Consider the following 22979-nt stretch of genomic DNA (forward strand, 5'->3'; position numbering starts at 1 on the left):
TATCCTTTTGGGCCCGGAAGGCGTTTAACGTAAGCTGCCGCCATCTGGCGATATTGCTGCAAAATGGCTCGCATTATACTGAAAAATAATGTCAAGGATAAGCCTATGAGTGTAATAGCGCTCGATATCTGCGCAATTAACACTTTTGCTTGTCTAAAAACGCTAAAAACTTGTCTTATAGATGCGCGGATGAGCGGTTTCTGCGACAATAGTTTTTTTGCAAAGTTAGCGAACGCCGTTATGTCCCACCGCGATAGTTTATTTTCCGCGCCAATTGATAAATTAGGCGATTGGACTTTTGATGAACGAGTAGCTGAAGTCTTCCCCGATATGATCCAGCGCTCTGTGCCAGGTTACTCGAATATTATCTCTATGATTGGGATGTTGGCGGGGCGTTATGTCACGGAAAATAGCCGCGTCTACGACCTCGGATGTTCACTTGGAGCGGCCACCTTATCGGTACGTCGTAATATCACGGCTTCCGGTTGTGAGATCATTGCCGTTGATAACTCCCCTGCCATGGTTGAGCGCTGTCGTCGCCATATTGACGCCTTTCGTGCGCAAACACCGGTACAGGTTATTGAGGCGGATATCCAAAATATCGAGATCGATAACGCTTCACTAGTGGTGCTGAATTTCACCCTGCAATTCATTCCACCTGAAGACCGTCAAACTTTACTAGCGAAAATCTGGCAGGGTTTACGTCCTGGCGGCGCCTTAGTGCTCTCTGAAAAATTCAGTTTTGCCGACCAAGCGATGGGTGAGTTACTGTTCGATATGCATCTAGATTTCAAACGCGCTAACGGTTATAGCGAGCTTGAAATCAGCCAAAAGCGCAGTATGCTCGAAAATGTCATGCTTACCGATAGCGTAAGCACCCATCAACAACGATTACGGGCTGTTGGTTTTCAACATGCTGAGCTGTGGTTTCAATGTTTTAATTTCGGATCCTTAGTGGCCATCAAATGATAGATTTTGGAAATTTTTACCAGCAGATTGCAACGGGTCCCCTCGCCTCATGGCTAGAGGTTATCCCTGCCCAGCTTGCCCAGTGGCAGCGCGAGAACTTACATGGTCACTTTCGTCAGTGGCACAAAGCGATCCAGTACTTACCGGCCCTTACGCCTGCTTCGCTGAACTTGGTCGACCAAGTTCATGCTGAACATCCGGACCTCACACCACGTCAACGTCAGGGAATCGAGTCGTTACTGCGTCAGCTAATGCCATGGCGTAAGGGCCCTTATCATCTTTACGGCACGCATATCGATACCGAATGGCGGTCTGATTGGAAATGGGATCGCGTATTACCCCATATCAGTCCACTTAACGATCGTCTCATTCTTGATGTCGGTTGTGGTAGCGGTTATCACATGTGGCGAATGATCGGCCAAGGTGCCAAGATGGTCGTCGGGATCGATCCGATGCAACTTTTCTTGTGCCAGTTTGAAGCGGTACGTAAGTTGCTGGGTAATTCACAACAAGCTCATCTTTTACCACTCGGTATTGAGCAGCTGCCGACAAGTGAAGCCTTCGATACCGTGTTTTCAATGGGTGTGCTCTACCATCGCCGTTCCCCCTTAGACCATTTGCTACAGTTAAAAAATCAGTTGGTCAATGGTGGCGAGCTCGTTTTAGAAACGTTAGTGACTGAAGGGGATGAACACCAAGTCTTGGTACCCGGTGAACGTTATGCCCAAATGCGAAATGTGTATTTCCTCCCTTCTGCCCTCGCCCTGAAAAGTTGGTTAGAGAAAACCGGCTTCGTTGACGTGCGTATCGTTGATCAAGCCGTCACACCGGTAAGCGAACAACGCCGAACATCGTGGATGACGAGTGAATCGTTGGCGGAGTTCTTAGACCCGAACGATTCTCATAAAACAGTGGAAGGGTACCATGCGCCGTTACGTGCAGTATTAATTGCCCGTAAGCCCGGAGAAGTAGTCTAAGCGGCTAGAGTGATGTTCTGCCGTTTCTGTTGGCGGTGCATCACCTTGTAAACGGATGAGGGTTTGCATGGCTTCCACTACGTTAGGATCAACTTCGGTCCGCAAATATTCATCCGCCATTTTATCTGAACACATCGAGACGCCGGCTTTACAGTAGCGCATCGCTGAAGGCACCTGCCGGCTGGCAGAGCTGTGAACTTCCTTAATCCCTGCATCTAGAAACTTCGGGAGATTAGATAACCGCACACCCGCACCTGCCATGATGATTGGTCCCGTCCCTATCGCTGTCAATTCATGTAAAAGGCTAATTCCCGCCTCAGCAGATTGCTGTTGTCCTGAGGTTAAGATTCGTGCCACGCCCAACTCAGCCAATTCATGGTAGGTACGATAGGGATTACTGCACAGGTCGAAAGCACGATGAAAGGTCACTGCCATTCCTTTTGCTACCGTCATCAGCTTTTGCATTCTCGGCTTATCGAGCAAACCTTCAGGGCAAAGAATTCCAGTCACTACTCCAGGAAATCCCATATCGCGGATCTGCGCCACATCCGATAGCATAATTTTGAATTCTTGCTCGCTATAGCAAAAGTCGCCGCTGCGGGGTCTTACTATTGGATGGACGGGAATTGAAATTTGAGAACGGGCCTCACGCAATACCCCTAACGATGTGGTGAGTCCCCCTTCTTGGGGCGCGGCACAGAGTTCAATACGGTCCGCGCCTGCCTGCGTCGCAGCTAGGGCGCAATCCAATCCATAACAGCATATTTCTAAAGTCGGCATAGTCGATTCCTTTGTCAGACCTGATGGATATGCTACTGTGCATAGCGCCTCTCCCTAAATACCTGCCTGGAGTACGGATGTCATTTAATTTTGATGAAAGAGTCGAGCGATATCACACTGATAGTGAAAAATGGCTCAAATATAGCGATCAAGATATCATTCCATTATGGATAGCCGATACTGATTTTCGTGTAGCCCCTGCTATTCAACAAGCATTGGCTGACCGGGTTGCACAGGGGGTATTTGGCTATGCTGATGACCAAGGTAAATTGGCTCAGGCCGCGGCACAGTGGGTTGAAAAGCAATATCACTGGACAATCGATCCCGACTGGGTCATCCCCCTCTCTGGGATAAAACCTGTATTTAGTCTATTACAGGAATGCCTCCTCTCTTCCGAGCAACGCTCTATTTGCCATACGCCAATCTACCCACCTTTTACACAAAGTGCCCGCAATGCCCAGCGAGGCCAACGTTTAATCCCTTATCCATTATTTGATGAGCCTGATATTCTATCGGCCTCTCTTCCAGCGCTTACGGGGCGAGAGCGCTTGTTGTTTATCTGCAATCCGCACAACCCAGGTGGAAAAAGTTATTCACGTGATGCCTTACAACAGCTCGCAGAGTATGCTGAACATTACGACCTCTGGGTCTGCAGCGATGAGATCCATGCAGATTTATTGCTTGAACCGGATCGTGAACATATTCCTTTTGCTTCGCTGTCAGCGGAGAGCTCACAACGGTCCATCACATTACTCTCCGCAGCTAAATCATTCAATCTTGCCGGGTTAGGATGCGCTATCGCTATTATCCCTAATAACATGATGCGTGAGCGTGTCCGTCAAGCTGTTGCGCAACGAATGGCAGTACCAAACAGCTTAGGACTTGTCGCCACGCGTGCGGCGTGGCAACAGAGCGAGGAGTGGTTAACTGCTCAGCGCCATTATTTGCGAAAAAACCGTGACGTTTTGGTTGAATTTATACAACAACATCCAGCCTTACGGATGGTTGTACCCGATGCTGGATTCTTAGCCTGGATTGATGCATCAGGCTTACAAAAAGCGGATCCCCATCACTGGTTGGAACAGCATGGTGTAGGGTTAACTTCGGGTAAAGCTTTCGGCGATCCCCAAGCCGTACGGCTAAATTTTGGATGTTGCCGATCGCTGTTAGAGGGAGCCCTAGGCCGCCTACGCCACGCTATTGACCAAGCTTAATCCATCTTAGCGTTCACTCTCTACCACTTTGTCGATGGCATAGGTATGAAACTTGAGTGTAATCTCACCGTTAGTAATCGCTAGCGTCGTATTGTCCAATGTCCCGGCTTTCGCTTGCGGACGCCGGGTTTTGACACTGATTCCCGGCATGACTAACCCGCGATCATCGATCAAGGCCATGGCGCGTTGACCGATTTGTTCCGGTTCCCCCGCCAACACCACTTCAACATGCTCCCAGCCTTCGTGGCGGTAACGCTTCTCACCCGGCCAAGGCAGCTCGACGATATCAATAGGGTGATTTAGTAGCAGTAACGGTTGTTCTAGCCGATAAAGGTGAATGGGTCGCCCGCCGATCACTGCGTCGGAAAAACAGCTACCGACTTGTGATAGGACCATCGCCCAACGTTCAGCTGTTCGATCTTGGTGACAACGTAACGAAATGTGGTCAAGCGTTAACTCACTTAAGTTAAGTCCCAATTGCTGTGCAAACGCAGATAATTTTTGTTCGAACTGAGAGAGATCATCGGCTAGCTCGGGGAGAGCGATAAAGAGTGGATGCATAATGCCCTGCTGTCATGAATAACGGTTTCGTCATTTTCGCCCTCTGCCCACTCGCTGTAAAGTCAATAGCTGATTAATTTCAACCACTTTGCACGACAAATGAATATGGTGGCTGACGCCTTAAGCTTTTTTACGTATACTGCTCGACCATTAAAGTTTCTACGTTTCGATGTTTCGACATCTCGTGCTGTATGGCTTGCCATACACTCAATTGATAAAGGTATACCGGTGAATATTCAGGCTCTTCTCTGCGACAAAGTTAGTCAGGCTATGGTGGCTGCCGGCGCTCCCGCCGATAGCGAACCCCTCATCCGTCAATCCGCAAAGCCACAATTTGGTGATTACCAAGCTAACGGAATTATGGGTGCGGCGAAACGACTGGGTATGCCTCCTCGACAGCTTGCCGAAAAGGTGGTTGAACAACTTTCTCTAACGGGTATTGCCAACAAAATCGAGATAGCTGGTCCGGGCTTTATTAATATCTTTTTAGATCCTCAGTGGCTGGCCACTGAAGTCGAACAAGCGTTAGGCTCTGCACAGCTCAACATTGCTCCTGTCACGCCGCAAACTATTGTCGTCGATTATTCTGCGCCTAATGTTGCTAAAGAGATGCATGTCGGGCACTTACGTTCAACCATTATCGGCGATGCGACGGTACGGACGCTTGAAAAACTCGGCCATAATGTTATCCGCGCAAACCATCTCGGTGACTGGGGTACGCAGTTTGGAATGTTAATTGCCTATCTTGAACAACAGCAAGCCGATCACGCCGCAGAAATCGCTTTGCAAGATTTCGAAGCCTTCTATCGTGCCGCGAAAATTGCTTATGATGAAGATGAAGACTTTGCGGTGCGCGCCCGTAGCTACGTTGTCAAACTTCAAGGTGGTGACGAGTATTGCCTAAAAATGTGGCGTAAGTTAGTCGACATCACGATGGAACAAAACCAACGCAACTATGATCGGTTAAATGTAAGCTTAACGGCTGACAACGTGATGGGTGAGAGCCTTTACAACAGCATGTTGCCCGGAATTGTTGCTGACCTGAAACAAAAAGGATTAGCGGTTGAAAGTGAAGGCGCGACTGTCGTGTTCTTGGATGAGTTCACCAATAAAGAAGGTGAACCAATGGGCGTTATCATCCAGAAGAAAGATGGCGGATACCTCTATACCACCACCGATATTGCGTGCGCCAAGTACCGTTATGAAACGTTAAAAGCGGAGCGAGTCATTTATTATATCGACTCACGCCAGCATCAACACCTGATGCAGGCCTGGACTATTGTCCGTAAAGCGGGTTACGTACCGGAGTCTGTACCCTTAGAACACCATATGTTCGGTATGATGCTAGGTAAAGATGGGCGTCCTTTCAAGACCCGTGCTGGCGGAACGATTCGCCTGGCGGATTTATTGGATGAGGCACACGATCGTGCATTGGCACTAGTGAAAGAAAAAAATCCAGAGATGGACCCACAGACCTTGGATCGTCTGGCGGAAGTCATCGGTATTGGCGCAGTGAAATATGCTGATTTGTCTAAAAACCGTACTACCGACTACGTGTTTGATTGGGACAATATGCTCTCATTCGAGGGGAATACTGCACCTTACCTGCAATATGCTTACACCCGCGTCCTGTCTATCTTCCGTAAGGCGGGTATTGATGAGCAATCGCTTCAGGGCCCACTTGCTCTAACAGAATCCCGTGAAGCCGCTTTGGCCACTCGCCTACTGCAGTTCGAAGAGACCTTACAGCAAGTCGCTCGCGAAGGAACGCCTCACGTGCTTTGTGCTTACCTCTATGACGTAGCCGTACTCTTCTCTGGGTTCTATGAACACTGTCCGGTATTAACCGCTGAAGATGAAAATAGCCGCCAATCACGTCTCAAACTCTCCGCCTTGACGGCTAGAACCCTTAAAAGCGGCTTAGACCTGCTTGGTATTGATACCGTCGAGCGCATGTAATAATTAGCATTAGCTTACATTGATAAGGCGCCCGCAGCAGTGCGGGCGTTTTTATTTACAGAATAACCCTAAGCTGCACCAAGTGATTTAAATGCCTTCACAACATGATCGGCAACTTGCTGATCTTGCTCAGCCGTTCCTCCCGATATACCGACTGCACCGACCACCTGTTCGTTATGGATAAGTGGCTCTCCGCCAGCGAAAACGATAACTCTCTGGTTCAATGTGATATTAAGACCATAGAGCGATCCACCGGGTTGCGCGTCTTTACCAAGTGAAGCCGTCGCTGCGCTAAATAATGCACTGGTATACCCTTTGTTTATAGCGTGTTCAATACTGGGGAGCGGCGCGCCGTCCATCCGTAAAAAAGCGACGAGAAACCCTTTTGAATCAACTACTGCAATATTCGAGGCAATACCCATTTCCTGGAGCTTCGCTTCACCCGCCGCGATGAGTTTTCCTGCCAACTCTGTATTAATTGATGAACTGGTATTAAAAAATGACATTACTTTCTCCTTGCGGTAAAGACTCAATATTAGTCCTTATCTACCAAAAGCGCAGTGTGCCCTAGCAACTCCCATTTTTTAACAACCAACCCACCTGAAGAATCATCGGTGTCTTCTCGTTGCATTCATCAATCGGACCAGGATATTTTTGCTACCTCATCACCTTCCAACACTGTAAAGCTTTAGAGAAATTATTTTTAAAATCAATGTGAAAGGTAGATAACGTATGGATATCGGGTCAGACGCATACCCACTGGTTCAACGTTAAGTGGAGGACTATTCATCAACGAGTCATGTTAAGACCTAACTTCGTTGTCTACCTTGCTGAGTACGCTATACAAACATAATATCGACAATACGCAGACTATTGCTTTGGGATAAATCATTAGTACATCCCCAACACCAAAATAAAATAGGGGTAGCGTAAAGGTATAAATGGCTAAACCGTTTTTACCATTTTTTCTAAAGGCCATAATAGTCATGAAATAGAAAATTAGCATCAGCACTGCAGGGAGCACACCTTGTAATGATGCAATCTCTAAGAGTTCATTATGCAAATGATAAGGTATATTACGTAAAGCCTCTTTATTCCCTCTCTCATTAATCTCAATATACTGAGTAACTTCATTTAATCGCGATTCTGCACTTTGGCCAAACGGGTGGCGACCCGCCGTATAAAAACCCGATTGCCACATACTAAAGCGAGAACCAATAGAGGTACTATTATTAACACTGTCTTGACTAATGTCGTAATATAGCTCAACAAAACGCTCCCTTATCTGATGTGAGATAAATAGTGGCATGGCAAATAAAACAACTAGCGCAGGTAAAACTTTGCGATAATCCTTAACCGCCAGGCTGTTTAGAGCCATTATAATTAAGATGATAGGGAAGATTACCATCGCGCTACGCGTTCCAGTCATTACTATAATGGCGAAGGTTAATATACTGACTAGGATTATTAAAAAACGCTTATAGTGTGTCGCAATTTTATTAATGGCATAGAGACATAATAAACCTTGAAGCGTCATCAGATAGGCGGCTGTTGTCGATATACCTCCTATATTTGCCCGTATACTTTTTTCACTAAAGTAAATATACCCTCCTTGGATAACTTTAACTCCAAAGGCTAAACAGATCACCATCAACAATACGAAACGAAAGCGATAAATGACATCTCGAGGAATTGCGCTAGTGGCGAGTATTAATATCGAAAAAGAGAATAGGAATGGGTAAGTTACAGTATAATTGACATTAGCCAATAACTGACTCTCTTCTTTATTTTCATACTTCATCACCCACCAGCATTGGCTCAACGCAACAGCTCCTACGGCTAATGCGATAAGTAGCCACCTCTTAGTAGACAGAGTGTTGTAATTCTCCCTATTGACAACGAACTGTATAATAAGAATTCCTAGCGCGAGAAACATCGCATTTCGCCCTAATATCCATTCTGTAGAGGTTAAAAATGCACTGATTGGCAGCAATAACAGACTAATACCATAAAACCCGTCACGCAGAGTCATACTACACATCCGATATTTTATATTTTATATAGCTGTAGAATGACCGAATAAAATTCTTATTATACTTATTATGTTTGGCTGCATATTTGTAATTGTATTTTGTTTTAGGTTTAATTAATGGCTCATTACACCATGGTGATGACTCTTTGGCTAATCTAAAGGGTTCGCATTCATCATAAAATTTAGACCATGCATGCCATGGCTTCGTTAATCCAACAAAATGAAATAATGCGGCTTTCTTTTTTGCTAAGTTGTCACAACATTTATATTTATAATTTAGATCAATAATGTAATTATAGCGATCATCGATAAACAGTACAGTTTCACAGGTTGCTATATTGATAGCATCTTGATCGTAATAAGTCAGCGTATTAACCACGCTATCATCCGTAAGAATATCCATTGATTTTTTAGTAATATCGTATTTACTCCACTCATCAAGATTTATCAACATTACTCCCGAATTAAAATAACCGACTTGAGTAAAACGAGTAGAGAAAACTTTGTCTATATTGATAATATGAGTGATGCTAGGGTCCCGTACCGCCGCGACAGTATACCCTTTCAAATCTAAACTCATTAAATCACTCAACCCCCTATTACAGAACACGTCAGCATCAAGGTATAATATCTTGCTAAGCTTATGAGTAAAATAATCAGCAATTATTAAACGGAAGTAGATAGTATAATTCCAAGAATTATTAGAAGGTAACGTTCTGATAAAATCGGTATTGACACTATAAATACTGATAGCGACTCGATGGTTCTGGCAAAGTAATAAAAGACGTCTTTTATTACCCTCTGATATATCATCAGTAAATATATGAAAATGAATCCTCTTATCCTTGTTATTGATAATAACCGATTCAATTGACACGCCAGCACCGAACATGAATTCATCATCTGCACCGTAAGCGATATTGAATTCCTCATCCTCTTCAAGTGATGAGACGTTGAGCTGATGATTAATTAACTCCTGACCAAAAAACATTGAAAGTCCTAATGACACATACGATAAGGACTTATTCTATATTAAGTTAATATAAGGAGCCATAAAGATATAGTTTAGAAAAATTTAAGTGGAGTGGTGATCTTAAATTAGTTAACAATAATGACACACTCCCCCTATTCTTTTGAATCGCTTTATAGCTACCGGCTCAAAAAGTAAAATATAATTATATTATAGGGAAATTAATCAGATGTTTTATTTTATAAAACAATATCAGAATAGATTACTAAAATTAATCACTATGTAATTAAACATCACCAAGCACTAAACTCACAACCCTCAGTTAATACAAGCCGGCATGATATCTTTTCTGTTTCCCCGAATAAATATTAAGGATAACCCACCCATAAATAGGGAAGGGAAATTAATGAATGAAATCATCAACCCTCTTATAATTGATAAATAAATTAATGTTTTAGGTCGTACTCATTAACGGAAACCCTAGCCCCCCTCTAACTTATTAAGAGAGATGGTAAAGCTTATCGCAAACTGGTTGGGGAAACCTACTGAATCTTTAGATACTGATTTCAAGAAATTTGACGGCTCCCTTAATTATTTTTAATGCGACTATCGACAGTTAAGCTTATACCATTTACCTGTAATGGCTGCTGCGCAGGAGCACCGTCGGCGAGTCGTATAGTGAACTGCCAGCTACCTCCGCTGTTCAATCCGGCAAAACGCGTACTTCGTCCCGCTAATCCATCCACAGGTTGGCAGTATTGGTTTAGACAGAGAAAAAGTCGCGGAGGCTGATGCCATACGCCTGTACTGGTAATCTGCCAGCTTACCGCTCTAACAGTGCCGATATAACCCTCCGGTAATTGCCCTAAACTAAAGCGATACCACTGACCATGACGAACTAAGGTTTGTCCGTTTTGGCTTAGCGTGGCGCTAGCAATGGGACTTCTCCCCTCAACATTGCTAATGACCAAGCATAGCGCGACCGTAATACACCGCCACATTTTATTCCCCCAGCGTTGCAGTTTGCCTAATAGGCCTATCACTGACTAATTCTACGGTCGACATGACCACCAATTGACGATAATGACGACGCAGGTATCGTGCCAATAGCAGCCGTAACGCACTATCAACGAGTAATACGGGAGTAACGCCTAACGATTCTTGATAGGTGATCGCTTCACCCGCTTGGCTCACCAATTGCTCAGCAAGTCCCGGTTCAAGTCCTCCACCATTACGCATCACTTGTTGTAATAACTCTTCCAGTGCAGGGGAGAGACCGATGACTTGAATGATCTCATCCTCTTGAAACCACTGTTGGGTAATGGCTCTGCCTAGTGCCACCCGTACGACAGTGGTAAGTTCCACACTGTTTTGCGTCGTACTGGCATGCTCGGTCAGTGTTTCCAAAATAGTCCGCATATCGCGGATCGAGACTTGTTCCTTGAGTAAATTCTGTAACACCTTATGCACTGTAGTGAGTGATAAAAGGTCAGGAATAATCCCATCGGTAAGGCTTGGCAGGGTTTTGGCGACATGTTCGATGAGTTGTTGTGCCTCCAAGCGTCCAAATAGTTCACTCGCATGGTGACTAAGCAGATGATTCAAATGCGTTGCAATCACCGTACTGGCTTCAACAACGGTGAAACCTACTGTTTGGGCTTGCTCTTTTAATGCGCTATCAATCCACACCGCGGGTAAACCAAAGGCCGGATCCCGTGTGACTTCGCCAGGTAAGTCACTCCGCGCACTCCCTGGGTTAATCGCTAACCATCGCCCAGGCCAGACGTCCCCCATCCCGATGGTTACCCCTTTCAATAAGATCCGATAATGCGCCGGCGCTAGGGCTAAGTTATCGGAGATAAAAATACTTGGCGGTAAGAAGCCCATACTGGTTGCGAATTTTTTTCGAATTCCGCGGATCCTTCCAGGTAACTCCCCTTTTTGGGCTTCATCCACCAATGGGATCAGTCGGTAGCCAACCTCCATTGAAAGTGCATCTTCGATCACGACATCCTGCCAACTCGCTTCTACTGGTTGGGCCTGGTGTGAATCGCTCGGAGCCAGTACAGGGCTTTCCATTCGTGACTGATTTCCCTTCAGCCACCAAGCAAGGACTAACAATAACGTCGTGAAAAGGAGGAAAATACTATTCGGCATGCCAGGGACTAGTCCAAGCAGCCCTATCACCGCGGCACTCAATACCATGACTTGCGGTCGGCTAAATAACTGACTGACCATCTGCTCGCTGACGTTACTGTCATTGCTGACCCGCGTCACGATCACCCCTGCGGCAGTGGAGATAACTAATGCTGGAATTTGTGCCACTAGCCCATCACCAATAGTCAATAACGTATAGGTCTCGGCCGCTTGACCAATGGATAAGCCATGCTGTACCACGCCAACTAATAAGCCCCCCAGGATATTGATCACCATAATGATAATTCCAGCGATAGCATCCCCTCGTACAAACTTACTCGCACCATCCATGGAACCATAAAAATCGGCTTCTTGAGTCACCTCCTGCCGCCGCTGTTTTGCCTGCTCCTCACCAATTACTCCTGCATTGAGGTCCGCATCAATGGCCATCTGTTTACCAGGCATACCATCTAGAACAAAACGGGCACCGACTTCCGCAATACGTCCAGCCCCCTTAGTAATCACCATGAAGTTGATAACAATGAGGATAATGAAAACCACAATCCCGATTGCAAAATTTCCGCCGACTAAAAAGTGGCCAAATGCTTCTATGACCTGACCGGCTGCCGCTCCTCCAGTATGGCCTTCAAGTAAAATGACCCGCGTTGAAGCAATATTCAGCGCTAATCTCAGTAACGTCGCAAAAAGAAGAATAGTGGGAAACGCCGCAAACTCTAGAGTTCTACGCGTAAACATGGCAACCAATAACACCATAATTGATAGGGCAATATTGAAGGTGAAGAAGAGATCCAACAATATGGTGGGTAGCGGCAGAACCATCATCCCTAAAATCAGTAAAATTAAGATAGGGCCAGCTAAAATTTGCCAATCCACCTCACGCCAATGGATAGGTAAACGTAACCGCGCATAAAGCTTATTCATCATCATCACTCTCTAAGTCAAAAGTCATCTCAGCAGGTACCACTAATTGCTGGGGTCTCTCTGGTTTTTGTCCGCCCATCTTTCGCCAACGTCGTACCTGCCATACCCAAGCCAACACTTCGGCAACCGCGGTATATAAAGCCCCTGGAATTGGGTCACCTACCTCGGTGTGTCGCCATAACGCGCGGGCCAAAGGAGGCGCTTCCAAGGTGGGAATATGGTGTGAGTTCCCCAATGCCCGTATTTTTTCGGCAACCTGCCCGCGCCCTTTTGCCACGACTTGTGGGGCAAGCATCTTGCCTTCTTGATAAAGCAGTGCGATAGCAAAGTGGGTGGGGTTTGTGAGGATGACATCGGCTCGCGGCACATTGGCCATCATCCGTTGCCGCGCCGCTGCACGCATTTGTTGTCGAATACGTCCCTTAAGGTGGGGGTCACCTTCCTGCTGTTTATGTTCATCACGAATCTCTTGGCGCGACATCCTTAACTTTTTGTGATAGCTGTAGAGTTGCCAAAATAGATCGAACGCAACCATCGGCATCATCCCCATCACCACCCATAGCCAAAGTTTAACGAGACCATAAGCGCCTTCTTTAAGGGCTATCTGCGAAGGTTGGTGGATAAGACCGAGGATTTCACGCTGCTTGAGCCACAACACCGTGAGTAAAATTGATATTACGATGCACGCTTTTAGCAAGGACTTCAGTAACTCAGCCCCGGTCTGAGCGCTGTAAAATTTTTTCATGCCCGATAACGGATTGAGCCGAGAAAATTTTACCTGTAAGGCCTTAGGGCTGAGGTTAACCCCGCCAATGATAACGTTAGCGATAATTGCCACTACCCATAGGCTTAGACCGAAAGGGAGGAATAGCCACAGGCTGAGCGGGATCATATCAACACTATAAGCCCCCCATTGATGGGCGTTGACCTGACTTAAATCAAACTGCCAACTATAACGAACGATGTGCAACATGCCCTGCCAGCTCATTGGTAAGGTGAGGCTAAGCGCTAAGAGTCCTGTTAATAGCAGTAACATGGAGGTCAATTCGCGCGAACGAGGGATATCCCCCTCTTCCCGCGCCTTCTCAATACGACGGCTACTGGGTGCTTCGGTCTTATCGTCTTTATTTTCTTCAGACACCACAACTTCCTCGTTGGATAATTACCCGTAGAGTGCCAGAGCCGAAAGCAGGCTATTGAAGAAGTAAAGGAGAGAAGAGGTGCTTATTATACTAATAATAAGTACCTCTCTAAGGCTAGTCGTTAGGCATTATCGACCTTTAATCAAAATCCAAGGCTATCCAACAAATCATCAACTTGTGACTGGTTGGCAATCACCCCACTGGCAGTAGTATCGATTTGTGGGCCATTTAATAAACTATTTTTTTGCGTAGGGCTGACGCGTGCGTTATCAGGAATATTATCGAGCAACACCATTAATAGCTGAGTTTCGATTTGCTCAACAACATGCATCATTTTCTTAATCACTTGTCCGGTGAGATCTTGAAAATCTTGTGCCATCATAATTTCTAATAATAACTGGTTTGTTCTACCGGTTGCGGCAGGAATGCTGGCGAGAAACTCCCGTGTTGACGTCACCAACGACTTAGCCTCCTCAAAACTTTTCGGCTCTTCGAACCACTCATCCCACCGTTTTTGCAAGCTTTCAGCATGGTAGGTGAGTTGATCTTGTTCGGGTTGAGCTTGCTCAACACAGGTTAATACTCGGTTCGCAGCCTGTGTCGTCATCTCAACGACATAAGTGAGACGACCCCGTGCATCAGGGATAGCGTCTGCAGCATCCGCTATCGCTTGCTCTAGCCCTAATTCTTGTAGGCTATCTCGTAACATCCGTGTGAGAGACCCTAAGCGAACGATAATGTCTGACATATGATCATTATCATTAGGGGGTAAGGAATGGCTCATAATAACTCCTTACATTCCATATTTTTCGAAGATTTTATTGAGTTTTTCTTCCAAAATCGCCGCAGTAAAAGGCTTGACGACATAACCGCTTGCCCCCGCTTGTGCTGCGGCAATAATATTTTCTTTTTTGGCTTCTGCCGTGACCATTAATACCGGTAAGTTGGCAAAACGCTCTTGCCCACGTAAGGTTTTTAACAGATCTAAACCGTCCATATTCGGCATATTCCAATCCGAAATAACAAAATCAAATTTTCCTGCTTGAAGCTTAGTTAAAGCATCCTGTCCATCTTCCGCTTCATCAACATTGGTAAAACCAAGCTCTTTCAATAAATTGCGCACAATTCGACGCATCGTTGTGAAGTCATCTACCACTAAAAAATTAAGAGACTTATCTGCCATGATTTTTTCCTTATCTCCGTTAATGTATCCCTGTAACCTAGCGATCCTTAAATTCGTATCGCTTGTCCCGAGGCCAGTCGACTCACCATGTGCTGACTGATGTCGTCAAGGTGCGTGACCTCAGAAGCCGCATTCAACAATACCGCCTCGCGGGGCATACCATAGACGACACAGCTCGCTTCATTTTGTGCGATAGTCCAGCTACCCGCTTTTTTCATTTCTAATAATCCAGCCGCACCATCGTTCCCCATACCAGTAAGAAGTACCCCGACCGCATTACGCCCGGCACAGGCTGCCACCGAGTTAAACAACACATCGACTGCCGGACGATGGCGGTTAACCGGTGGGCTATCGAGTAGACGAATGAGATAGTTCGCCCCAGAACGCGTTAACTCCATATGCTGATCACCGGGTGCGATATAAGCATGGCCAGGTAGAACACGTTCACCCTGCTCTGCCTCTTTTACTGTGATCTGACAGAGTCGGTTAAGCCTTTCAGCAAAAGAATGGGTAAAACCGGCGGGCATATGTTGGGTAATCAATACCGCTGGGCAGGCAGCAGGAAGCGGCTCAAGCACTTGCCGAATCGCCTCGGTTCCCCCAGTCGAGGCCCCTATCGCAATCACCTTTTCACTCCCAATAAGTGTTTTCAACGATACTGGCTTTGCCGTGGCGCGATGCGCAGGATTTGGGAGACGAGCTTGGGCGGCGGAGCGGATTTTCTCACAGATTTTTTCGCCATATTGCATAATGCCATCACGAATACCGATTTGAGGTTTAGTGACAAAATCGACGGCGCCCAGCTCAAGCGCACGTAAGGTCACTTCAGATCCCCGATCCGTTAATGATGAAATCATCACAACTGGCATCGGCCTTAAGCGCATTAATTTCTCCAAGAAGTCGAGCCCATCCATTTTGGGCATTTCAACATCTAACGTCAGTACCATCGGACTATGTTGCTTAATTAACTCGCGGGCGACTAAGGGATCAGGCGCCGTGGCGACCATAAACATGTCATGTTGACTGTTAACAATTTCCGTCATCAGTTGTCGGATTAATGCCGAGTCGTCAACACATAACACACTTATTTTGCTCATTTTTTTCTCCCCGCAAGTCGGTAAACGGTTTGGCCCTGCAGTTGAAAGTCAGTACTAATTTGGCTGAGATTTTCTGAATGGCCTGCGAATAATAAACCGTCAGGCTGCAGACTATTCGCCATCCGGCTGAGAATGCTTTGTTGAGTTTTTTTATCGAAATAGATCATTACGTTACGACAGAAAATCGCATCCACTTTTTCTTTTAATTTCCACTCCGCTGAAAGCAAATTAAGCGGATAAAAATTTACCGTCGCGGCCAACTCAGGCCTGACCCTGACTAATCCTTGGTGTTCACCCGTGCCTTTTAAGAAGTACTGCTGTAACTGCTCAGGCGTTAACATCGATAGATTCTCTTGTCGATAGATTCCTTGCCTCCCCTTTTCCAAAACTTGCGTATCGATATCGCTGGCATAGATTTGAAATCGGCCAGGGCCTAGCCCTAGTGTTTCAGCCAAGGTAATCGCGAGTGACCAAGGTTCTTCACCGGTGGATGCCGCACAACACCATAGTGTGAAACAGCCTTTATGTTGCCGAGCATACTGAGCGAGAATCGGAAAATGGTGTGCTTCACGAAAAAAAGCCGTGAGATTAGTGGTCAAGGCATTAGTAAATTCTTGCCATTCATGACTCTGCGGATTTTTTTCCAAATACTGAATATATTGGCTAAAATTCGTCAGATTCAGTGCCCTAACTCGCCTGAGTAAGCGGTTATAAACCATCTCCTGCTTATGAGCTGCCAGCACAATACCGGCACGTTGATAAATCAATGCGGATATTTTTTGAAAATCTTGTGCCGATAACTCATAACGTCCACTTTTTGTTACCACCGCAGAGGACGGCGTATTGGGGGGTTGTTTATGCATAATCCCTTCGCTTATTAACTCAGCGAGGAGCCCCTGACAGAGGTTCTCCCCGTTGACTATCCGTATTAAAACGTTTCCCAGTCGTTATTAGTTGGCATTGGCCCACTACTGCTCGCATTTGTGGTAGCAGAGACATATTTTGGTTTTGAAAGCGTTACCGGCAAAGAGGCCGAAGCATGACCCACACGGAACACTGCTACCGCTTGTTTAAGTAATCCCGCTTGCTCCTCCAAGGTCGCGGCTGCTGTAGCGGATTCTTCTACTAAGGTGGCATTTTGTTGAGTAACTTGATCCATTTCAGTCACCGCGGTGCTCACCAGATCGATACCACGACTTTGCTCTTCGGAGGCTGAGGCAATCTCTCCCATAATGTCGGTAACACGCGTCACGGCATTGACGATTTCACCCATGGTGATGCCCGCATTCTCAACCAATTGTGAACCTGAATCGATTCGATTGACCGAGTCCTCGATTAAGATTTTAATCTCTTTGGCTGCTTGGGCACTGCGCTGAGCAAGATTACGAACCTCTCCTGCAACCACCGCAAAACCGCGTCCCTGCTCGCCAGCACGCGCAGCTTCTACAGCAGCATTTAGCGCGAGAATATTGGTCTGGAAGGCAATCCCATCAATGACGCTGGTGATATCTGAAATTTTCTTTGAACTATCGGCAATATCTTTCATGGTGGTCACCACGTTATCGACGACGTTACCGCCATGACGTGCTGTTTCTGACGCATTTAACGCTAATTGCGAGGCTTGACGAGCGTTCTCAGCATTCTGTTTCACCGTCGCGGTTAATTGCTCCATACTGGAAGCGGTCTCTTCTAAAGACGCGGCTTGCTGCTCTGTCCTTGCAGAAAGGTCATTACTTCCATTGGCAATTTCGCTGGCGCCACTGAAAATTGACTCAGAACTATCCCTTACTAATCCGACAGTATGTTTCAGCTCATCCTGCATATGTTTTACCGTGGTCAGTAATTCTCCCATTTCGTTTTTACTCACCACTTCTATAGATTGGGTCAAATCCCCTCGCGCAACATTTTGTATATGATGAATACAAGCATGTAACGGCTTGAGTAATACACGATGAATACCAATCCAAGCGAGGAAAATGACAAATAAAGTTATTACAATAAATACCGCAGTTAAAATTAATGCTTGGTCATATTGTTCCCGGCTATGGTCAATACCAATTTCTACCTCTTTCTCATTTTTGCTATACCAATCATTCATTTTGCTATCGAAAGTTTTTTGCTTATCCATAACAGGAGTTGTCATAAACTCTTTAACTTTCCCCTCACGAAGCAAGGCTAATAACGTATTCAGTCCGTTACGATAATCGATAAAGGCGCGTCCCATCGCATCAAGCTTTGCCTCCTCTCTTTCTTTATCGCTGAAGGTATTCCAGAATATCTTGTACTCATCGTCTGCTTGCTGAATATTCTCTTCCGCACTACTTAAAAATTTCTTTATTTTCTCATCAAACCCTTCTTCTTTAGCGCTTTGTAATGAATAAATCATCCCAAAGTTAATATTCGAGCGGGCCTCTAATAAATAAGAGGTGGCATCGGAGATACTTTGCTGTTGAACTCTCAACTTTTGATTTTGCGAAAATATCGTTTGATTACCTTTCGACATTTGTAGAAAAAGCGCACTACTTACAATCTGTAGCACTCCCATAATACTCAGAATTAATAATAGACTCGTAACAACTTTAAGCTTACGTAACATAGGGTCCCCTATTGTCCTTGTAGAGAATTACCTTATCGGTAATGGCATCCTTTTCTTGATAATGGTGACGAAAACGCTTTATCCGGCATGCAGTCGATCGACTAAAGCCATCTCTTCACTATTAAGTAATTTCATAATATCAACGAGAATCAACATTCTTTCGCCACGTGCGCCCAGCCCAGTCAGGTACTCCGTCGACAAGGTCACGCTAAATTCCGGGGCGGCACGAATATCTTCCGGTGTCAGCGCAAGCACATCGGAGACGCCATCAACCACTATCCCGACAATGCGCTCCGCTAAATTCAGCACAATCACAACTGTATTATCGTTGTAAGCAATATTTTCTTGAGCAAACTTAATTCTTAAGTCAATAATCGGTACAATAACGCCACGTAAATTTGTTACACCTTTAATAAAGGTAGGGGTATTTGCTATTCGTGTGACTTGATCGTACCCTCTTATTTCCTGAACTTTTAAGATATCAATTCCATATTCTTCCTTCCCTAAGGTAAAAATAAGATACTCTTGGCTCTGACCCTCTTCATTTTTACTTTCCATAGCTATCCCTGAATATTAACTTCACTCTGTAATGAAACTTTTTCACGATTAATGGCTTGTAAGACCGGGATGTCGACAATAAAAGCGACACTTCCATCACCCATAATGGTCGCTGCAGAAATACCTTGTACCCGTCGATAGTTACTTTCTAAGTTTTTCACCACAACTTGATGCTGTCCCATTAAATAATCGACCAATAGTGCAAAGCGTTTACCCGCGTTTTGTAAAATAATCACAATACCCTTTGTAGGATCTTCTCTGGCCCCCTCAATATCGAAGATTCTAGCGAGTGATATCAACGGAAGGTATTCCCCCCTCACCTCCAATACACATTCCCCCCCGGCTAAATACTTTAATTCGCTCTGCCGAGGTTGTAATGATTCCATCACAGCATTCACTGGGACAATAAATACCTCATTACCGCTTTTGACTGACATACCATCTAATATGGCTAATGTTAGCGGTAATAAAATACGAATCGTCGTCCCTTTTCCTGGTTGGGTTGCAATGTCGACATGACCCCCCATGTCTTGAATATTCCGTTTAACGACATCCATTCCCACACCGCGACCCGAGACATCCGTGACTTGCTCTGCGGTTGAAAAACCTGGGGCGAAAATTAGCTGCGCAATATCCTCTGGGCTCATCGATTCATGCACGGCAATACCTGAACTTAAGGCTTTTTGATAAATTCTCTCAAGGTTTAACCCTGCACCGTCATCAGTCACCTCGATACAGATACTGCCACCGCGATGTTCTGCGGATAGTACGAGATTTCCCTCCGCTGATTTACCCGCTGCAAGACGCTTTTCTGTCGATTCCACACCGTGATCGAGACTGTTGCGAACCAGATGGGTTAAGGGGTCGATGATTCGCTCAATCAAACTTTTATCTAATTCTGTTGATCCGCCCTGTAACGTTAGCTCCACTTTTTTGCCAAGTTTTGCGGCAAGATCTCGGACCAGCCTTGGGAAGCGACTGAAGACATATTCCATCGGCATCATCCGTATCGACATCACCGACTCTTGTAAATCCCGAGCATTACGCTCAAGTTGATTAACGGTATTAAATAATGCGCCGTGGAGTGTGGGCTCTAATTCAGAAACGTGCTGCAAAAGCATAGACTGCGTAATGACCAACTCTCCGACTAAGTTAATAAGTTGATCCACTTTTTCTACAGCGACCCGAATACTGCCACTATCTGGTGTCTTAGTCGTGGCCGTGGCGGGTTTAGTCACCGGAGCAGGCGTTGGCGTTGGCGGTGGGATAGCCTCCCTTTCAACACTGGGTTCCTCCTTGGGTACCGATGCTGCGCTGTCTAGTGTGGGAAAACTAATTTGATCCTCATCTATGATAAAGCAGAGCACGGCAATAAGCGCCTCTCGACTCACCCCCTTTACCTCGAGATCCAAACTCTGCGCATCCCGATCGAGTAGCGTGACGGTGCCAAGATGATTAATTTCTTGCAGTAGCAATTCAATCTCTGACGGTTTCAAACGGGTAAGTCTTATTCGTACCCTTTGCTCGGCCGATAGAGAACGATCGGGGTTCACCTCATCATTAACGAGCGGTTTTTCTTCGACCTCTGGTGATTGATTCAGCGCGATCTTACGCAACATGTCGCAAATATGCTGAAAAGTATCCTCATCGGGTGGTGTTGAGCTTTTATAAGCATTGAGTTGCTCTTGCATAATATCTTTGGTTTCCAGAAAGAGATCGATGAGCTGACTGGTTAACGACAATTCTCCCCGTCTCGCGTTATCAAGAATATTTTCCAAAATATGAGTGGTTTCTTGCAGAATACTAAAGCCAAAGGTCCCTGCTCCTCCTTTAATGGAATGAGCTGCCCGAAAGATGGCATTAAGTTGCTCTGAATCGGGATTGGCTGGGTCGAGCGCCAGCAGATGCTGTTCCATATCCGCCAATAATTCATCTGCTTCATCAAAAAATGTCTGAGAAAAATCAGAGATATCCATTCTTTACTCTTTCCTTTCCGTCGGCTGTTCGTTTTTTTGAGCCTGCCCGTTGAGCGATGGCGCTATCACAGGTTGCAGTTCGCCTGCGGCAGTGATGATCAGCGCTTGTCCTTCATGGTTTTCTTTCTCCACTTCGTCTTCAGCATCATGCGTTAAGATCAACAAACTGATACGGCGATTCTCTGGTGCATCGGAAGCCACCCCTTTCATATTCATGGTGTCTGACATCCCGATAATTCTCAGCACCTTCCCTTCAACTAATCCGGCTTTGACCAGTTCACGCCGAGATGAATTCGCCCGTTGGGTCGATAATTCCCAGTTACTAAAACCATGATCTCCCGTTGCATAAGGCGAATTATCAGTATGACCGGCAATACTCATTTTATTCGGCACATCATTAAGGATAGGGGCTAGTGCATGTAGAATTTCTGCCATATAAGGTTCAATATTCGCACTTCCCTTGAGAAACATTGGCCTCTGCTGACTATCCACAATTTGTATGCGTAATCCGCGATTGATCATGGTGAGGAAGAGGTGTGGACGTAAGGATTTCAATCTTGGATCAGTCAACAAGAGTTGCTCTATTTTATGTTTAATTCCCTGTAAGGCTTTGCGGTCACGGTCCTTATCTTTACGACCGATCGAAGGATTGGGGTAACTTTCAGTAGACTCCTTTTTTTGTCCAGCTTCGCCACCTGGAATAACCGTTGTCGCATCACTTTGGTGTTTTCCGGGCGCAAGCGCTACCCGTAAGGGCATGCGAAAATAGTCGGCGAGTGATTCTAATTTTTGTGGGTCGGCAATGGAGATCAACCACATCACCATAAAGAAAGCCATCATGGCAGTCATAAAGTCTGCGTACGCAATCTTCCATGCACCATGACTATCATGCCGTGCGTGCTTCTTCTTCTTTTTAATAACAATAATGGGAGGCCTAGAGTCCTTCATTCTTCACTAGTCTCCGCGCTACGATTCCCAGGTTTATTATTACGTACAAAATCTTCAAGCTCTGTGAAAGCGGGACGTTCGGTGGTATATAAAACTTTACGACCGAATTCCACCGCGACTTGCGGGGCATAGCCATGTAAATTGGCCAATAGCGTCACTTTAATACACTGCAACATTTTGATTTTTTCTGCCGACTTTTGACGCAGTACCGTTGCAAGAGGCGAGACAAAGCCGTAAGAAAGTAATATCCCTAAAAAGGTCCCCACCATCGCGTGAGCAATCAGTTCGCCGAGTTCTGCCGGAGGTCTATCTGCTGAGGCTAAGGCATGGACCACCCCCATCACCGCAGCCACAATACCAAAGGCAGGTAACGCGTCTCCGACTGCAGCGATACTTTGTGCAGGTATATCGCTTTCATGCTCACAGGTTTCAATCTCTTCATCCATCAGCGATTCAATTTCTAAGGCACTCATATTCCCACTAATCATCAATCGCAAATAGTCGGTCAGGAAATGCATTAATAATAAATCAGCTGTCAGCTTGGGATATTGATTGAAAATATCACTGGCACTTGGATCTTCAATATCTTTCTCTATGGATAACAGCCCTTGCTGTCTCGATTTAGACATAATATTGAATAATAGACTCATCAGTGAAAGATAATGACTTTTAGTATAGTTTGAACCACGAAATAATATCGGTATTGACGCCATTGTCTTTTTTAAGGCTTTACCATTATTCCCAACAAATAAAGCCCCAATACCGGCACCGCCAATTATCACCAATTCTGAAGGTTGATATAATGCTCCCATATGGCCACCTACCATCGCGTAGCCACCGAGGATCGATGCAGTCACTATAATATAGCCAATAATTATAAACACAGTCACTCCCTAACAAGGCACATCCCTGATATATGAAATAAAGGAGTTACTGATA

The 22979-nt window shown here is 45.6% G+C and carries 21 protein-coding genes; 4 read left to right on the plus strand and 17 right to left on the minus strand.

The window, feature by feature from the left end:
• The first annotated feature begins 240 nt into the window (after positions 1-240).
• Entirely contained in the window at positions 241-969 is a 729-nt protein-coding gene (gene cmoA, locus QJR74_RS08300) for a carboxy-S-adenosyl-L-methionine synthase CmoA (protein ID WP_304374003.1), read from the plus strand.
• Entirely contained in the window at positions 966-1946 is a 981-nt protein-coding gene (gene cmoB, locus QJR74_RS08305) for a tRNA 5-methoxyuridine(34)/uridine 5-oxyacetic acid(34) synthase CmoB (protein ID WP_304371401.1), read from the plus strand. The genes cmoA and cmoB overlap by 4 nt, the downstream gene beginning before the upstream one ends.
• Here cmoB and cutC read toward each other — a convergent pair.
• On the minus strand, positions 1914-2726 hold the full coding sequence (gene cutC / locus QJR74_RS08310) for a copper homeostasis protein CutC (protein WP_304371402.1): 813 nt from the start codon (positions 2724-2726) through the stop codon (positions 1914-1916). The two genes, cmoB and cutC, sit on opposite strands and share 33 nt — an antisense overlap.
• Positions 2727-2803: 77 nt before the next feature.
• On the opposite strand from cutC, the gene QJR74_RS08315 reads away from it, so the two are divergent.
• The gene (locus QJR74_RS08315) at positions 2804-3940 is read left to right on the plus strand and encodes a MalY/PatB family protein (protein WP_304371403.1); all 1137 of its coding nucleotides are present in this window, start codon (positions 2804-2806) and stop codon (positions 3938-3940) included.
• A gap of 6 nt (positions 3941-3946) precedes the next feature.
• Here QJR74_RS08315 and QJR74_RS08320 read toward each other — a convergent pair whose 3' ends face one another.
• A complete protein-coding gene (locus QJR74_RS08320; protein ID WP_304371404.1) occupies positions 3947-4501 on the minus strand; it encodes a VOC family protein in 555 nt (184 codons plus the stop codon).
• Between the two features lie 228 nt (positions 4502-4729).
• Between QJR74_RS08320 and argS the strand changes: the two genes are divergently transcribed.
• The gene (gene argS, locus QJR74_RS08325; RefSeq protein WP_304371405.1) at positions 4730-6460 is read left to right on the plus strand and encodes an arginine--tRNA ligase; all 1731 of its coding nucleotides are present in this window, start codon (positions 4730-4732) and stop codon (positions 6458-6460) included.
• A gap of 68 nt (positions 6461-6528) precedes the next feature.
• Here the strand turns inward: argS and QJR74_RS08330 are convergent, their stop codons facing one another.
• The 15 genes from QJR74_RS08330 to motA form a co-directional block, all read right to left on the minus strand.
• On the minus strand, positions 6529-6966 hold the full coding sequence (locus QJR74_RS08330; protein WP_304371406.1) for a GlcG/HbpS family heme-binding protein: 438 nt from the start codon (positions 6964-6966) through the stop codon (positions 6529-6531).
• A 296-nt stretch (positions 6967-7262) separates the two neighbouring features.
• Positions 7263-8492, minus strand: coding sequence for an O-antigen ligase family protein (locus QJR74_RS08335; protein WP_304371407.1), 1230 nt, complete (start codon positions 8490-8492; stop codon positions 7263-7265).
• Between the two features lies 1 nt (position 8493).
• Positions 8494-9483, minus strand: coding sequence for a glycosyltransferase (locus tag QJR74_RS08340; RefSeq protein ID WP_304371408.1), 990 nt, complete (start codon positions 9481-9483; stop codon positions 8494-8496).
• A 566-nt stretch (positions 9484-10049) separates the two neighbouring features.
• Positions 10050-10463: a flagellar protein FlhE gene (locus QJR74_RS08345; protein WP_304371409.1), complete on the minus strand. Its 414-nt coding sequence runs from the start codon at positions 10461-10463 to the stop codon at positions 10050-10052.
• A 1-nt stretch (position 10464) separates the two neighbouring features.
• The gene (gene flhA / locus QJR74_RS08350; RefSeq protein ID WP_304374004.1) at positions 10465-12540 is read right to left on the minus strand and encodes a flagellar biosynthesis protein FlhA; all 2076 of its coding nucleotides are present in this window, start codon (positions 12538-12540) and stop codon (positions 10465-10467) included.
• Entirely contained in the window at positions 12533-13681 is a 1149-nt protein-coding gene (flhB, locus tag QJR74_RS08355; protein WP_304371410.1) for a flagellar biosynthesis protein FlhB, read from the minus strand. Before flhB ends, flhA begins: the two co-directional genes overlap by 8 nt.
• A 143-nt stretch (positions 13682-13824) precedes the next feature.
• On the minus strand, positions 13825-14469 hold the full coding sequence (gene cheZ, locus QJR74_RS08360; protein ID WP_441007657.1) for a protein phosphatase CheZ: 645 nt from the start codon (positions 14467-14469) through the stop codon (positions 13825-13827).
• A 6-nt stretch (positions 14470-14475) separates the two neighbouring features.
• Positions 14476-14865 (minus strand): chemotaxis response regulator CheY, encoded by a 390-nt coding sequence (gene cheY / locus QJR74_RS08365; RefSeq protein ID WP_304371412.1) that lies wholly within the window; start codon positions 14863-14865, stop codon positions 14476-14478.
• A gap of 47 nt (positions 14866-14912) precedes the next feature.
• Positions 14913-15962, minus strand: coding sequence for a protein-glutamate methylesterase/protein-glutamine glutaminase (locus QJR74_RS08370; RefSeq protein WP_304371413.1), 1050 nt, complete (start codon positions 15960-15962; stop codon positions 14913-14915).
• On the minus strand, positions 15959-16825 hold the full coding sequence (gene cheR / locus QJR74_RS08375) for a protein-glutamate O-methyltransferase CheR (RefSeq protein WP_304371414.1): 867 nt from the start codon (positions 16823-16825) through the stop codon (positions 15959-15961). Before cheR ends, QJR74_RS08370 begins: the two co-directional genes overlap by 4 nt.
• Before the next feature lie 65 nt (positions 16826-16890).
• Positions 16891-18558: a methyl-accepting chemotaxis protein gene (locus QJR74_RS08380; protein ID WP_304371415.1), complete on the minus strand. Its 1668-nt coding sequence runs from the start codon at positions 18556-18558 to the stop codon at positions 16891-16893.
• A gap of 78 nt (positions 18559-18636) precedes the next feature.
• Positions 18637-19116, minus strand: a complete 480-nt coding sequence (gene cheW / locus QJR74_RS08385) for a chemotaxis protein CheW (RefSeq protein ID WP_304371416.1) — start codon at positions 19114-19116, stop codon at positions 18637-18639.
• 2 nt (positions 19117-19118) lie between these two features.
• Positions 19119-21092, minus strand: coding sequence for a chemotaxis protein CheA (gene cheA / locus QJR74_RS08390; protein ID WP_304371417.1), 1974 nt, complete (start codon positions 21090-21092; stop codon positions 19119-19121).
• A 3-nt stretch (positions 21093-21095) separates the two neighbouring features.
• Positions 21096-22040 carry a flagellar motor protein MotB gene (gene motB, locus QJR74_RS08395; RefSeq protein WP_304371418.1) on the minus strand — a complete coding sequence of 315 codons (945 nt, stop codon included), beginning with the start codon at positions 22038-22040 and terminating at the stop codon, positions 21096-21098.
• Positions 22037-22924, minus strand: a complete 888-nt coding sequence (motA, locus tag QJR74_RS08400; RefSeq protein ID WP_304371419.1) for a flagellar motor stator protein MotA — start codon at positions 22922-22924, stop codon at positions 22037-22039. Before motA ends, motB begins: the two co-directional genes overlap by 4 nt.
• Positions 22925-22979 lie beyond the last annotated feature (55 nt).

It is taken from the genome of Tatumella ptyseos (assembly GCF_030552895.1).
Lineage (GTDB): Bacteria > Pseudomonadota > Gammaproteobacteria > Enterobacterales > Enterobacteriaceae > Rosenbergiella > Rosenbergiella ptyseos_A.